This is a genomic window from Microbacterium meiriae (assembly GCF_040686935.1).
Classification (GTDB): Bacteria; Actinomycetota; Actinomycetes; order Actinomycetales; family Microbacteriaceae; genus Microbacterium; species Microbacterium meiriae.
Genome location: NZ_JBFBMF010000002.1, coordinates 868,513 through 881,757, shown reverse-complemented (window position 1 = coordinate 881,757; position 13,245 = coordinate 868,513). Strand labels below are relative to the sequence as shown.

Annotated in this window: 16 protein-coding genes; 8 read left to right on the top strand and 8 right to left on the bottom strand. The window is 71.3% G+C overall.

The window, feature by feature from the left end; translation table 11 throughout:
* Positions 1 to 39: 39 nt before the first annotated feature.
* The 3 genes from AB0P08_RS09735 to AB0P08_RS09725 are packed head-to-tail and all read left to right on the top strand — an operon-like array spanning position 40 to position 1,751.
* Positions 40 to 516 carry a carboxymuconolactone decarboxylase family protein gene (locus AB0P08_RS09735; protein WP_363589625.1) on the top strand — a complete coding sequence of 159 codons (477 nt, stop codon included), beginning with the start codon at positions 40 to 42 and terminating at the stop codon, positions 514 to 516.
* Complete coding sequence (locus AB0P08_RS09730) at positions 513 to 1,247, top strand: tyrosine-protein phosphatase (RefSeq protein ID WP_363589623.1); 735 nt, start codon at positions 513 to 515, stop codon at positions 1,245 to 1,247. Before AB0P08_RS09735 ends, AB0P08_RS09730 begins: the two co-directional genes overlap by 4 nt.
* Before the next feature lie 33 nt (positions 1,248 to 1,280).
* A complete protein-coding gene (locus AB0P08_RS09725; RefSeq protein WP_259955111.1) occupies positions 1,281 to 1,751 on the top strand; it encodes an SIP domain-containing protein in 471 nt (156 codons plus the stop codon).
* Between the two features lies 1 nt (position 1,752).
* Here the strand turns inward: AB0P08_RS09725 and AB0P08_RS09720 are convergent, their stop codons facing one another.
* The 4 genes from AB0P08_RS09720 to AB0P08_RS09705 all read right to left on the bottom strand — a co-directional run bounded on the left by AB0P08_RS09720 (position 1,753) and on the right by AB0P08_RS09705 (position 5,892).
* A complete protein-coding gene (locus tag AB0P08_RS09720) occupies positions 1,753 to 2,196 on the bottom strand; it encodes a Fe-S oxidoreductase (RefSeq protein ID WP_315637081.1) in 444 nt (147 codons plus the stop codon).
* On the bottom strand, positions 2,193 to 2,996 hold the full coding sequence (locus tag AB0P08_RS09715) for an arginase family protein (RefSeq protein WP_363589621.1): 804 nt from the start codon (positions 2,994 to 2,996) through the stop codon (positions 2,193 to 2,195). Before AB0P08_RS09715 ends, AB0P08_RS09720 begins: the two co-directional genes overlap by 4 nt.
* 62 nt (positions 2,997 to 3,058) lie before the next feature.
* On the bottom strand, positions 3,059 to 3,802 hold the full coding sequence (locus tag AB0P08_RS09710; protein ID WP_187663768.1) for a PspA/IM30 family protein: 744 nt from the start codon (positions 3,800 to 3,802) through the stop codon (positions 3,059 to 3,061).
* A 59-nt stretch (positions 3,803 to 3,861) separates the two neighbouring features.
* A complete protein-coding gene (locus tag AB0P08_RS09705) occupies positions 3,862 to 5,892 on the bottom strand; it encodes a TPM domain-containing protein (RefSeq protein ID WP_363589619.1) in 2,031 nt (676 codons plus the stop codon).
* A gap of 122 nt (positions 5,893 to 6,014) precedes the next feature.
* Here AB0P08_RS09705 and AB0P08_RS09700 point away from each other — a divergent pair, with 122 nt between their 5' ends.
* From AB0P08_RS09700 to AB0P08_RS09685, 4 genes are read left to right on the top strand one after another with little or no spacing between them, the layout of a single operon-like run.
* Positions 6,015 to 6,854, top strand: coding sequence for a DUF3097 domain-containing protein (locus AB0P08_RS09700; RefSeq protein WP_363589617.1), 840 nt, complete (start codon positions 6,015 to 6,017; stop codon positions 6,852 to 6,854).
* A gap of 41 nt (positions 6,855 to 6,895) precedes the next feature.
* Positions 6,896 to 7,621, top strand: coding sequence for a tRNA (guanosine(46)-N7)-methyltransferase TrmB (gene trmB, locus AB0P08_RS09695; protein ID WP_187663771.1), 726 nt, complete (start codon positions 6,896 to 6,898; stop codon positions 7,619 to 7,621).
* Positions 7,618 to 8,469 carry a CPBP family intramembrane glutamic endopeptidase gene (locus tag AB0P08_RS09690; RefSeq protein ID WP_363589615.1) on the top strand — a complete coding sequence of 284 codons (852 nt, stop codon included), beginning with the start codon at positions 7,618 to 7,620 and terminating at the stop codon, positions 8,467 to 8,469. Before trmB ends, AB0P08_RS09690 begins: the two co-directional genes overlap by 4 nt.
* Positions 8,470 to 8,508: 39 nt before the next feature.
* Entirely contained in the window at positions 8,509 to 9,585 is a 1,077-nt protein-coding gene (locus AB0P08_RS09685) for a DNA polymerase IV (protein ID WP_363589613.1), read from the top strand.
* A gap of 1 nt (position 9,586) precedes the next feature.
* Here AB0P08_RS09685 and AB0P08_RS09680 read toward each other — a convergent pair whose 3' ends face one another.
* Genes AB0P08_RS09680 through AB0P08_RS09665 form a run of 4 tightly spaced genes read right to left on the bottom strand, consistent with a single transcriptional unit; the run spans position 9,587 to position 11,290 of the window.
* A complete protein-coding gene (locus AB0P08_RS09680) occupies positions 9,587 to 9,988 on the bottom strand; it encodes a RidA family protein (RefSeq protein WP_363589611.1) in 402 nt (133 codons plus the stop codon).
* A gap of 44 nt (positions 9,989 to 10,032) precedes the next feature.
* Positions 10,033 to 10,209 (bottom strand): hypothetical protein, encoded by a 177-nt coding sequence (locus AB0P08_RS09675; protein ID WP_363589609.1) that lies wholly within the window; start codon positions 10,207 to 10,209, stop codon positions 10,033 to 10,035.
* Positions 10,206 to 10,865 (bottom strand): mechanosensitive ion channel domain-containing protein, encoded by a 660-nt coding sequence (locus AB0P08_RS09670; protein ID WP_363589607.1) that lies wholly within the window; start codon positions 10,863 to 10,865, stop codon positions 10,206 to 10,208. Before AB0P08_RS09670 ends, AB0P08_RS09675 begins: the two co-directional genes overlap by 4 nt.
* A gap of 38 nt (positions 10,866 to 10,903) precedes the next feature.
* Complete coding sequence (locus AB0P08_RS09665; protein WP_025103101.1) at positions 10,904 to 11,290, bottom strand: SHOCT domain-containing protein; 387 nt, start codon at positions 11,288 to 11,290, stop codon at positions 10,904 to 10,906.
* 210 nt (positions 11,291 to 11,500) lie between these two features.
* On the opposite strand from AB0P08_RS09665, the gene AB0P08_RS09660 reads away from it, so the two are divergent.
* A complete protein-coding gene (locus AB0P08_RS09660) occupies positions 11,501 to 13,141 on the top strand; it encodes a SulP family inorganic anion transporter (protein ID WP_363589605.1) in 1,641 nt (546 codons plus the stop codon).
* Positions 13,142 to 13,245: the final 104 nt, after the last annotated feature.

The following is a 13,245-nucleotide window of genomic DNA, read 5'->3' as shown; positions in this document are numbered from 1 at the left end:
TGCCGCTCTCCCGCGCACTCGCCGGAATATCATGGAGGTATGACCGAACAGCGCGTGCACCTGTCCAAGACGGAGCCTGCGGCCTATCAGGCCCTCGACGCCTTCTCGAAGACGGTCGGCACGATCTGTGCCGAGAACGGGATCGACGATCGGCTGAAGGAGATCGTCATGATCCACTGCTCGCAGCTGAACGGGTGCAGCTACTGCACGCGGATCCACGTGGACCGCGCGGTCGCCGCCGGGCTGGATGTCGACACGATCAGCCAGATCGCCGTGTGGCGTGAGAGCGGTGTGTTCAGCGATCGCGAGCGTGCCGCGCTCGAGCTGGCCGAGGCCTTCACCTTCATCGCGGAGGATGGCATCTCGGACGAGGTCTACGACCTGGTGGGGAGCGTCTTCACCGAGAAGGAGTACGCCGCGCTGAGCTGGGCGTGCGTGTCGATCAACGCCTTCAACCGCATCGTCATCGCCGGGCGCTACCCGGTGCCCCCGCGCGGCTCTCAGGCGGGCGCGTGACGGTCCTCGACGTCGAGGGCGTGACCAACGTCCGGGACGTCGGCGGGATCCCCGCGGCGGGTGGACGCATCCGCCACGGCGTTCTGCTGCGGTCCGGTCAGCTCTCCACGGCGACGACGAAGGGCGCCGCGCGCCTGCGGTCGGCGGTGCGCCACATCGTCGACCTCCGCGACGGCGAGGAGGTCGCCGCGGAACCGAGCGAGATCGAGGGCCCGGAGACGACCCACCTTCCGCTGTTCCTCGGGTCGGTGCGCTCCTTCTTCGAGTCCGACACGAGTCTCGACGACCTGTACCTGCATCTTCTGGAGCAGAGCGGCGAGCGGCTGGTCGCCGCCGTCCGGGTGATCGCCGCGGGGGAGCCGACGCTGGTCCACTGCACCGTGGGCAAGGACCGCACGGGGGTGACTGTCGCGCTGGCGCTCTCGGCGGTCGGCGCCGACAGGGAAGGCGTCATCGCCGATTACGCTCTCACCGAGTCGCAGCTGCCGGCCGAACGGTCACGGCGCATCGCCGCGTACCTGCGGTCGCAGCATCCCGAGGCGGTGCACGCCGTGGATCTCGCCACCCGCTCACCGGCCGAGGTGATGCGTCGGCTGCTCGCGGAAGTGGACGAACGGTGGGGGTCGGCCGCCGGCTATCTGCACGCGAACGGCATGTCGGATGACGAGCTCGCCGCTCTGCGCGATGCGCTCGTCGAGCCCGTGTCGGAGGATGCCGCCGCCGAAGGTTAGGCAAGCCTTCGCTTGGTGTACGATGGGATCACCATGGACACCACGCTCGACACCCGGGGCACGCGTGCGGCACGCCGCGCGGCGCGCCGTCGCGCACACCACCTGGTCACCGCCGACGAGCATTCGCTGCTCGACCTCGAGGCGTTCCTCGCGACTCTCCCGCTCTGTGCGTCCGGTCGCATCTTCATCGAGGTTCCCGATGCCTCCGACATCGGCGTGATCCATGCGCCGGGCCGCATGACGGTCACCTGGCTCGCGCGTTCGGCGCGCTCCGGAGCCCCGGGCAGTGGGCGCGGCTGCACCCCGGGTCAGGCGCTGGCCCGAGCCACGTGCGCATGGGCTGACGAGATGCTGCTGGATGACGAGGTCGAGACGCACGTCACACTGCTCGGCGGCTACCTCGGCACGGCCGACATCGTCGAGCACCTCACCGACCGCCTCGGCGTCGCCGCGCACCGCATCCGCGTGCCGGAGCGCTTCGGTCTGCTTCCTGTCGAGAACTGAGTCAGCGGGTGGGGCGCACGTAGTTGCCGTCTTCCAGTCCTGCTTCGATCTCGAAGCGGTTGCGCAGCGGGTCCCGTCCCGCGAACAGGTAGAGCACCGGCATCAGGAAGCCGTAGCGCAACCACTGCTGCTTGTGGACGGCCTCGTGGCGCAGCACCGCGTCCGTCGGCCGCGCGTCGCCGGTGAGGAAGCACCCGCCGACGCAGACGCCGCCGCGGTGGAAGGTCCACCGCGGCATGCCGCGGAAGACCCAGAGTCCGCCGCGCCGTTCGATCGGACCGGTGCTCCACAGCGTGCCCCAGATCCAGCCGACGGCCGTTCCCCAGAGGTAGCCCAGTCGGCTGATCGGCGAGCGCAGCAGGAACGAGGGGATGCGACGATCCGCCCGGCGCCCGCGGGCGAGGCGTTCCGCCGCGATCGTCTCCCAGCCCGCCCTGGGACTCATGCGACGGCTCCGACGAGGCGCAGGATCGCGCCGAGATCGTCGACCGCGTCGGCGGGCGTACGGGGCGCGAAGCCCGCGATGGTCGCCCCCGCCAAGGGGACGCGGGCCCGCAGTTCTCTGATCGCCGTGCTCAGAGACGTCGGGGTGACGCCGAAGGGGACGGCAGCGGAGACCCCGGTGAAGGTCGCGGGATCGAGGACGTCGACGTCGATGTGCACCCAGACGCGCTGGGCGCCCGTGTCCTGCACGGCATCGGCGAGCGCGCCCGGATCGTCCATATCGGTCACCGCGAGGTTCCGGAGGCGGCCCCAGTCGTCGGTCTCGGCATCGTCCACGTTCCGGACGCCCACGGTGACGACACGGTCTCGGGGGATGCCGGGGGAGAGGGCGAGCTGCGGTTCTCCCTCACCGACGACGGCGCGCAGCGCCATGCCGGAGAACGCGCCGGAGGGCGATGTGTCCGGAGTGTGCAGGTCGGCGTGCGCATCGCACCAGACCACCGCGAGGTCGTCGGTGCCTCCGGGGAGCGTGTCGAGTGCGGCGACGGTGATGCTGCAGTCGCCGCCGATCAGCACGGTCCCGGCTTCGAGATGCCCGGCCACGAGCTCTCGGGTCCGCGCGAGCGCGCTGAGTCGTCGGACGCCCGTGCCCAGCGATTCCCCCGCCTCGACGGGGACGTCGAGGACGGTCGTCGCCGCACGCGGCAGATCGCCCGCGATGGCCGACGCGCCGTCGACGAGGAGCATCGCGCGGGCGGCGGGTGAACCCTGCCACTGCGGCACGACGAGGAAACGCACCATGGAGACCTCCCGGAGACGGAACGGCGGATGCCCGGGCGTGCGCCCGGGCATCCGCGACGGTGTCAGTTGCCTTCGAGCGCCTGCCGCGGCGCGCTGCCGCCGGCCTTCAGCTCGGCGAGGCGCGCCTCGACCTCGGTGAGCTCCCCGAGGTCCTCGAGGCTCTCGAACTGGGCGTCGAGGCTCGAGGCGGCCAGCTCCGCCTTGCCCTGGGCGAGAGCCTCCTGGCGGCGGACCTTGTCCTCGAACCGTCCCAGCTCGCTGGTGGGGTCGAGCACGTTGATCGAGCTGACCGCGTCCTGCACCTTGGTCTGCGCCTCGGCGACCTTGGCGCGGGCGAGGAGCTCGCTGCGCTTGTTCTTCAGCTCGTTGAGCTTGTCCTTCATGCCGTTCAGGCCGCTCTTGAGCTTGTCGACGATCTCGGTCTGAGCCGCGATCTGCGGCTCGGCGCTCGTCGCCTCCCGCTCGGCGCTGATCTGGCGCTGCAGGGCGATCTTCGCGAGGTTGTCGAACTTGTCGGCGTCAGCGCTGTTGCCCGAGCCGCGCATCTCGTCGGCCTTGCGGCTGGCGGCGAGGGCCTTGTTGCCCCACTCGGTGGCCGCCTGCACGTCTTCCTCGTGGTCGCGCTCCAGCAGCCGCAGGTTGCCGATGGTCTCCGCGATGGCGGACTCGGCGTCGGCGATGCTGTTGGTGTAGTCGCGGACGAGCTGGTCGAGCATCTTCTGCGGGTCTTCCGCAGAGTCCAGGAGGGCGTTGATGTTCGCGCGGACGAGGGTGGAGATCCGTCCGAAGATGGACTGCTTGGTCATGCGTGGTTCCTTTCAGAGGGGCGTCTTCGAGAGCTTGGCGTATGTGTCTGTGCGAGGGATCAGAAGCGTCGACCTCCGGACCGTCCTCGTCCGCCACCGCGGGATCCGCCGCCGCCGAACCCGGAGCTGCGGAAGCCGCCCGAGGAGCGCCAGCCGCTGCTGCGCCGCGAGGAGCCGCCGCCCCCGCCGCCGGCGAGCAGTCCGCCGATGATCCCGCCGAGGATGTCCCCGCCGATGCCGGAGCCGGTGGAGCGGGACGCGGAGCCGCCGAAGACTCCGCCCCAGCCGTCGTCCGCGTAGGCGCCGGGGGAGTACGCGCGCAGGTCGGCCTCCGCCGCGGATGTGGCCTCGCGCGCGAGACCGAGGGCGCGCTGCGCCTCGGAGAGGGCGCGCTCCACCTCGGTCGTGCGCAGGGTGAGCGCCTGGGTGAGGGCGGCGTCCGCCGCAGCGAGCCGGGTGCGGGCGGTGGAACCCACCGTCCCCCGACGCGTCTCGATGAAGTCGCGCGCAGCGCGGATCTCCGACCCGGCCTGGGCGAGCGTCTGCTCGAGAAGCTGCTGTGCGCGGCGCGCGCGGTCCACGGCTTCCCGCCCCTGGGCGATCGCGCCGTCGATCTGGGCGTTCGCAGCAGTAAGGGCGTCCAGTGCCCGCTGCGGGTTCCGCGGCGTGCCGAGGAGATCCTGGTGCGCCGCCCGCAACTGCGCGGTGACAGCGCCGGACGCGGCGGCCAGAGCGCCGGCCGGATCGGGGAGCTGCGATGCTGCGGTGACACCGGCCTCCAGCTCCGCCACGAGGGCCTGCGCCTGCGCTTCGATGGCGGACAGCTCGGCGCCGAGGGCGGTGATCGCCTGGACGAGCTGCGCGGCCTGTGCGACCGCCTGTTCGGCGGTGCGGATCGCGAAGGCGGCCTCTCCGCTGCGGCCGGCGGCCAGGGCCTGAGCCGCCGCATCGATCGAGCGATCCGCCAGTGCCGCACGTTCCTGAGCCTGCGCGGGGTTGTCCGCCACAGTGGCCAGCGCGCTCTGGTCGTACGTTCCGGAGAGAGCAGCGAGCGCGGGTGCGGCGGAGGCGAGGAGCGGCATCAGCTGGTCGCGCTCCCGACGCACGCGCTCCAGCTCCTGCGGCGCGTTCTCTTGCAGCTTGCGCAGTTCATCGAAGGCCTCGGTGTTGTCGTCGAGGATGTCGTCGATCTCGTCCGCCAGCCGGATGATGCGGATGTGCCACGCGCGCCGGTCGTGGATGGAGTCCTCGATCTCGTCGTCGAGCTTCTGCCGGAGGTCGAACGCCTCGGCGATCTTCGCCTTCGCCTCGTCGACGGCGCGGGAGAACTCCGCGGTCGCGCCCTCGCCGTACTGCGCCACGGCGAATCCCAGCTCCTCCCGGCTCGAGGTGATGGCGTCGTCGGCGCGGACGAGCGCGGCGCCGGCCTGCTGCTCCACCTGCGCATCGGTGAGCGTGGAGAACGGATCGGCGGGGTCCGGGGTCTCCGGCATGGCGCCCCGCTCGCGGATGGCCGCGTTGCGGCGCGAGCGACGGACCAGGGCCACGACGAGCCAGATCAGCAGGGCGGCCGCGACCACCCCGACGATGATCAGCGTGACGCGGAGCGCTCCGGCGCCGCCGTCCCCCTGGAACTCGTCCGCGGCCAGTGTGATGGCGCCCACCCAGTCGCCGCTGCCGGCGAGCGGGGCGATGGCGTCCTCGATGGCGGCGAGCTGCCCGTCGCTCAACGGTCCGGAGGAGTCCGCGGAGATGTAGAGGCTGCGGCCCTCGACGGCGATCGCGAGCAGGTACTGATCGGGGCCGAGCCGGTTGTCGTTCGCGACCTGGTCGGCCCAGGCGACGCTGTCGCTCGGGCTGGTGAAGTCGTCGACGAGGACGACGAACAGGTCGGCGGAGGAGTTGTCGGTGAGCTCCTGCAGGCGCGACTCGACCTGTTCCTCCTCGGCGGGGGAGAGGACGTCGGCCTGGTCGGTGACGTACCCGGAGTCGAGCGTGAGCGGATCGGTCGCGGACGCCGCCGAGGCGGACAGCGCCCCCGTCGCGACCGCGAGGGCCAGAGCACCCAGCGTCAGCCACCGTTTCGTCATCGTGTTCCCTCCGACCGGCAGCCGAGCCCCATGTGTCGAGTCTATGCACTGGGTACGACACGCGACAGCACTCGCGCGCGTCTCGGCGTTCGCCCTCAGCGGAGGCACATACGCTGGAAGGCATGGACGACAGGTACGGATCGGACGTGCTGGCGGCGGGCTGGCGCGAGCGCGGCGCGAAGCCGGTGCCGCAGGTGCCCGCGGAGGTCGATCTCGTGGTCGAGGTCGCGGCGGACGGGTTCTGCGGCGCCGTGACGAAGGTGCAGGGCGGCACCGTGGAGCTCGAGGACCGGCTCGGGCGGCGGCGCCTGTTCCCCCTCGGCGGCGGCTTCCTCATCGACGGAGCTCCGGTCCGCCTCGCCGCCCCGGCGGCGTCCGCACAGGGACCCCGTCGCACGGCCTCCGGATCTTTCGCGGTGGCGGATCAGCGGGCGCGGACGGCGCTGCCCAGCCGCATCCTCGTCGAGGGGCTGCACGACGCCGAGCTCGTCGAGAAGGTGTGGGGCGCCGACCTGCGCGTCGAGGGCGTCGTCGTCGAGTACCTGCAGGGCGTGGATCTGCTCGACGAGCTCCTCGCCGCTGAGCCCCCGAGTGCGCGACGGCGGTACGGAGTCCTCGTCGACCACCTCGTGCCGGGGTCGAAGGAGTCCCGCATCGCCGAGGCGGTCGCCCGCGGCCCGCACGGCCGGCACGTCCGCATCGTGGGCCACCCGTTCGTGGACGTCTGGCAGTGCGTCACCCCTCGGGCACTCGGCATCGCGGCATGGCCAGAGATCCCGCGCGGCGTCGACTGGAAGACCGGCATCTGCCGAGCGTTCGGCTGGCCGCACGAGACCCAGGCCGACACGGCGAGGGCCTGGCAGCACATCCTGTCGAAGGTCACGACCTACCGCGACCTCGAGCCCGCGCTCCTCGGGCGGGTGGAGGAGTTGATCGACTTCGTCACCGCGCCCGCGGGGTGACCGCGTCCGGCCGCGGGACCGCCGGCGACTACCCTGGATCCATGCCCGAACCGCGTACCTTCCGCGACGAACCGGTGTCCTTCGTGCGTCGGAGCGGCCGGATGTCCGAGGCGCAGGAGCGCGCCTTCACCGATCTCGCCCCGCACTATCTGCTGGATGTCCCGCGCGCGGTGGCATGGACCTCCGTGCACCCCGAGGCGCGGCTGGACGTCGCCGCCGAGTACGGCCGGGAGGCCGATCTCTTCGTCGAGATCGGGTCAGGCCAGGGGCATGCCATCGTCGCCGCCGCGTCGAGCCGTCCGCACGACGACTTCCTCGCGGTGGAGGTCTTCCGTGCGGGGCTCGCCCGGACCATGCTCGACGCCGACCGCGCGGGTGCACAGAACCTCCGCGTCGTGGAGGCCAATGCGCCGGAGGTGCTCTCCTCGTACCTGCCGGAGGCAGCGGCGGCCGAGGTGTGGATCTTCTTCCCCGATCCCTGGCACAAGAAGCGCCACACCAAGCGTCGCCTGGTGCGCCCGGGATTCGGGGACACGGCCGCCAGGGCGCTGCGCGACGGCGGCCTCCTCCGGCTCGCGACCGACTGGGAGGACTACGCACTGCAGATGCGGGAGGTGCTCGACGCCGAGCCTCTGTTCGAGCGGGCTTTCGAGGGCGACTGGGCCGAGCGGTTCGACGGCCGCGTCATGACCGCGTTCGAGCGGAAGGGCCGTGCGAAGGGCCGCGACATCCGCGATCTCGTGTACCGCCGACGGGATCGTGCATGACGGAGGCCTCTCCGAGTGCGCCCATGGGGGTGCGCCTCGTCCCCGCGGCGCTGGTGTGCGCGGCCGCCCCGGCCTTCTTCGTCGTGGCGCTGCCCTGGCTCGGCTGGCTGCTGCTGGCGCTGGGCGTCGGTGCCGCCCTGCTCGTGGAGCGCCACGGCGAGCCGCTGACCGGGGCCGACGGATCCCGGCGGCCCTCGCTCACCCGTGACCTCTCGCTGATCGCGCTCGGCATGCTCATCGTGAGCGTCATCCCGCTCGCGGCAGAGCTCGACAACCTGGCCATGCTGCGCTTCACCCTCGCGCTCGGCGGTGCGGTGCTCGCGCCGTATCTGCTCTCGCGGTTCGTCTTCCGCGACCGGGCGATCCGGTTCCCCTGGCGGACCGGGCAGCGCTGGGGACTGCTCCACTGGGGCTGGCTCGTCGCGGTGCTGGTGCTCGGCTGGCTGATCCTGCCCTTCTACTTCATCACCAGCGGCGTCTATCAGAACTGGCCCGTGGTGGACACGCCCGACCTCATCGCGCGGCTGTTCGTCGGCGTCGGCGCCGTCGGCATCTGGGATGAGCTGTTCTTCATCTGCACCGTCTTCGCGCTGCTGCGGCGCCATTTCCCCGATGCGCTGGCGAACGTGCTGCAGGCCGTCGTCTTCGTCTCCTTCCTCTGGGAGCTCGGCTACCGGGAGTGGGGCCCGCTGTTGACCATCCCGTTCGCGCTGCTGCAGGGGTTCATCTTCCTCCGCACCCATTCGCTGGCCTACGTCGTCACGGTGCACCTCCTCTTCGATGCGGTGGTCTTCGCCGTCCTCGTCCACGCCCATAACCCCGGGCTCCTGCCGATCTTCCTGGTGTGACGGGGTGACTTCGCGGTCGTCAGCGGTCACACTCGATGCATGACCGAGTGGGTGCTGCACGTCGACATGGATCAGTTCATCGCGGCAGTCGAGGTGCGGCGCCGTCCGGAACTGGCCGGCCGTCCGGTCATCGTCGGGGGACGCGGTGATCCGACCGAGCGGGCCGTCGTCTCGACGGCGTCGTACGAGGCCCGCGCGTTCGGCATCGGGTCAGGCATGCCCCTGAAGATCGCGGCGCGGAAGGCGCCGGAGGACGCGGTGTTCCTGCCCGTCGATCACGCGGAGTACGAGCGGGCATCGGACGAGGTGATGGCCGCGCTGCGGGCACTGCCGGACGTGGTGCTCGAGGTGGTGGGGTGGGACGAGTGCTTCCTCGGAGTCGCGACCGATGATCCGGAGGGCGTCGCGCGGGCCGCTCAGCGGGCGGTGGAGGAGGCCACCGGCCTGCACTGCTCGGTGGGCATCGGCGACAACAGGGTGCGGGCGAAGATCGCGACCGAGTTCGGCAAACCGCAGGGTGTCTTCCGGCTGACCGCCGACAACTGGTTCGCGGTGATGGGCGACCGGCCGACGCGTGACCTGTGGGGCGTGGGACCGAAGGTGCAGAAGCGGCTGGCGACCCACGGTATCGCGACGGTGCGCGAGCTCGCGGCGGCGGACGAGGAGACGCTGGTCGCGGAGTTCGGTCCGAAGATGGGGCGGTGGTATCTGGGTCTGGGCTCGGGGCTGGGGCCACGGATCGTCGACGACACCCCGTGGGTGGCCCGGAGCCACAGTCGAGAGACCACGTATCAGCAGAACCTCACGACACGCGACGCGGTACAGGATGCGCTGCGCGAACTCGCGGGGCACGCCTTCGACGACTGCGCCGTCGAAGGGCGTCCGGTCACCCGGGTGCACCTCAAGGTGCGGTATGCGCCGTTCGAGACGAAGACCTTCGGCCGGAAGCTCCCGGACCCCACGACGGAACGAGAGGACGTGGTCGCGATGGCACTCGCTCTCGGCGAGACCCTCGACGCCGACCGGGAAGTGCGGCTGCTCGGTGTCCGTGCCGAGATGACCATGCCCGACGAGCCGGACGGCGCGGAACGCACCCCCGTGCGCGGTCGCATCTGACTCAGTCGCGGACCATCGCGGCGATCGCGCTCACCTCGATGAACGCTCCGGGCACGCCGAGGCCCGCCACCCGGGCGGCGGTCACCAGGGGCGGGGCGCCCTCTCTGGCGAGCGTGGCGGCCACGGCGCCATACGCTGCTCGCAGATCTGCCTCCTGATCGATGAGGATGGTCCAGCTCACGACGTCGTCGAGCGTCGCCCCCGCGGACTCCAGTGCGACTCGGGCGTTGTCGAGAGCGCGAAGGGACTGCGCGGCCACGTCGGGGGAGACGACGGCACCGGAGGCATCGACGCCGTTCTGCCCTCCGATGTAGACGGTGGTCGCCCCGGGCGGGACGACAGCGGCGTGACTGAAGGCAGGGCTGCGGACGAGGCCGTCCGGTTGCAGGAAGGTGATGTCCATGCGCAGATCATGCCCGAGGGCACCGACATCGCGCACCCCTGGTCTCACACGGGGTCGGACGGGACGAGCGGTGGTGGGGCCGGGACGCTGGTCACCGTGCCGGTCGTGCGAAGGCCGCCGAGGGCATCGAAGACCGCGATCACGACCGCGGCACTCACCACGGCACCGTGCAGCGGGTGGTGCCAGAACTGCAGCCGCGCGGTCAGCCGGTCTGCGCTCACGCTGACACGAGTGCCCGCACACCCTCGTGCCGGTGCACGCCCTCCGCCGTCCTGGCCGCGTCGACGAGCGGCGCGAGCAGATCGTCGATCCTGGTCGTCCCGTCCCGCCGGACCCGCACCTCCACCTCGCTGCGCCGGGCGCCATGGGTGGAGTCGTTGACGACGGGATCCGAGAGCAGGCGTGCATTGGGGATGTGGAGGGTGCGCCCGTCGACGGTGCGCAGGATCACCGCGCGGGCGTTGAGCTCGGTCACGGTCCCGGCGATGACCGAATCCAGGGCCTCCACGACGATCTCGTCGCCGATGCGGACCGTCTGCCGTGCCTGCAGCAGCACACCGGCCGCGAAGTTGTCGGCGACGCCGCGGAGGACGAGGATCGCCACGATGCCGAGGATGACGACGATCGCGAGCAGAGGCTGGACGTTGGCGCCGAGCATCGCGAGCGCGATGCCGAAGCCCAGCAGGAGGATGGCGTAGGCGACGAACTGCGTGATCGCCGTCCCGACGGCGGCGGAGATCCCGGGGGCACGCCGGAGCAGGGCTGTGGTGCCCCGGCGTGCGAACCGCGAGATGATCCAGGTCGCGAGGGCGACGAGCAGGGCGAGCAGCAGCTGCCACCAGTCGATGTCGGTGGGCAGCAGATCCTGCAGGTCCATGCCGCGGGCTCCTCGCGATGGTGGGGGCCGGCCGCGGCCTACTGCAGCGCCTTCGCCTTGATGAGGGAGTACTCGTCCGGCGTGATGGTGCCCGCGTCGAGGAGTGCCTTGGCCTTCGCGATCTCCTCGCTCGGACTGCTGCCGGCGACCTGCTGGATGTAGGCGTTCGCGGCCTCCTGCGCCCGACGCGCCTCGGCGCTGCTGCGTTCGGCCATGCCGTTGCCGCGGGCGATGAGGTAGACGAGGGCGGTGAGGAACGGCACGAAGATCAGGAAGAAGATCCACACGGCCTTCCACCAGCCGCTCAGCTTGTGATCGCGGAACAGGTCTCCGATGATCGCGAACAGAGCGAAGAGGTACGCGGTGAAGGCGAAGATCCACAGGAACCACCAGATGATGTCCCAGAACGATGCCCAAAATCCCATGACTGCTCCTTTCTCGGTGCCGCCGTCGCCGGGGCACGCTCGGAACATACCGGCGGCCGTGATCCTCCGCACCGGTTCCGTGGGGAGTTCACCCGGGTGACTCGGGTCCGCGACGCGTCCTCGGCCGGACGCCGCCGGAGCGTCGGCAGTACGCTTCCCTCGACGGCGGAGGGAGCCCAGATGAGCGCAGTGCGCAGACCGTCCTGGCTGATGAGCACTCTGGACGGCTACCAGCGCCGGTGGATCGTGCGGGACGTCCTCGCCGGCCTCTCCGCGGGTGCGGTGGTGGTGCCGCAGGCCATGGCCTACGCGACGATCGCCGACCTCCCGGTGCAGGTCGGCCTCTACACGTGCATCGTGCCGATGCTCGTCTACGCTCTTCTGGGCGGCAGCAGGGCGATGAGCGTCTCGACGACCTCGACCATCGCCACCCTCACCGCGACGACGCTGGTCTCGGCGGGCGTCGCTGCGGGGTCGGACGACGCTCTCGGCGCGCTCATGATGCTCACCCTCCTGGTGGGGGCGGTGCTGCTGCTGGCGCGGGCGTGCCGCCTGGGCTCGCTCGTCGAGAACATCAGCGGAGCCACCGTGCTCGGACTGAAGATCGGGGTCGGGGCGACGGTGGCCGTGGGCCAGCTGCCGAAACTCCTCGGGGAGTCGTTCGACTTCTCCGGCCACGGCTTCCTCCGGTCCCTGGTCGCCGTGGGAGGGGCGTTCGACAGCGTCAACGTCCCCACGCTGCTCCTCTCGACCGGATCCATCGCCACCCTCCTGCTCCTCAAGCGCTTCGCTCCGCGGGTGCCGGGCACCCTCGTCGTCGTCGCGGCAGGCATGCTGCTCGTCGGGGTCGGCGGGATCGATGAACTCGGGGTCGATCTCATCGCCCCTGTGGCCGGTGGTCTGCCCGTTCCGGGCATCCCTGACCTGTCCGAGGCCGCGGCCCTCGTGCCGGGAGCGCTCGCCATCGCCGTCATGGCCTTCCTCGAGTCCGCTGCCGTCGCGCGCAGCCTGCGCCAGGCGACGGAGCCGCAGATCGACAGCGACCAGGAGCTCTTCGCGACCGGGGCGGCGAACACCGTCGGCGCATTCTTCGCGGCCATGCCCGCAGCAGGCGGATTCTCGCAGAGCGCGGTCAACCAGGGAGCCGGCGCCCGCTCCCAGCTGGCGACGCTGACCACGGTCGCGCTGGCCGTCCTGGTCGCGCTCTTCCTCGCTCCTGTGCTCAGCCTGCTGCCGGAGGCGACGCTGGCCGCCATGGTCTTCACGGCGGTGGCCGGACTCATCAACATCCCCGAGCTCGTGCGGTGGGCGCGCATCAGCGGAGTGGACTTCTGGGTCGCGACCGCGGTCGCGGCGATCGGCCTCACGGCGGGACTCTTTCCTGCGGTGGCCGTCGGGGTCGTGGTGACCCTCGTCCTCGTCTTGCGGGAGCTCAACATCCCCCGGGTCCGGGTCGTGGGGCGGAGGGGGAGTGCTCTCGGTCTGGAACCGGAACGGGGGCTGTACACCGCGAACGCGCTCGCCAACCAGCGGCTCATCGTCCAGACGGTCGCGGCTCAGGCCGAGCCGGTGCGGACGCTCGTGCTCGGGCTGCCGCAGCAGGTGGTGATGTCCATCACCGTGCTCGACACCCTGGAGGCGCTCGACCGGGAGCTGGCTCAACTCGGTGTGCAGCTCCACCTCGCGGCTCTGCCGGAGGAGGCGGCCGTCGTCGCGGCGCGGACCCCTTGGTACGCCGGGCTGGTGGAGGCGGGCCGCGTGCACCCTGCCGTCGATGTCGGGCTCCGGGCCGCGGCGGATCGGGAGGAGCGCGGGGGCGTTCACCCGGGTGAAGTGCCCGACGAGCGGTGACGCGCGGCCACCGCCTGCCTAGGCTGACGGCACGAGGGATCCGTGGGGCGATCGATACCGGGGGATAGCATGCCCGACCGCAGGCGGAACCGGAGAGCGAGACG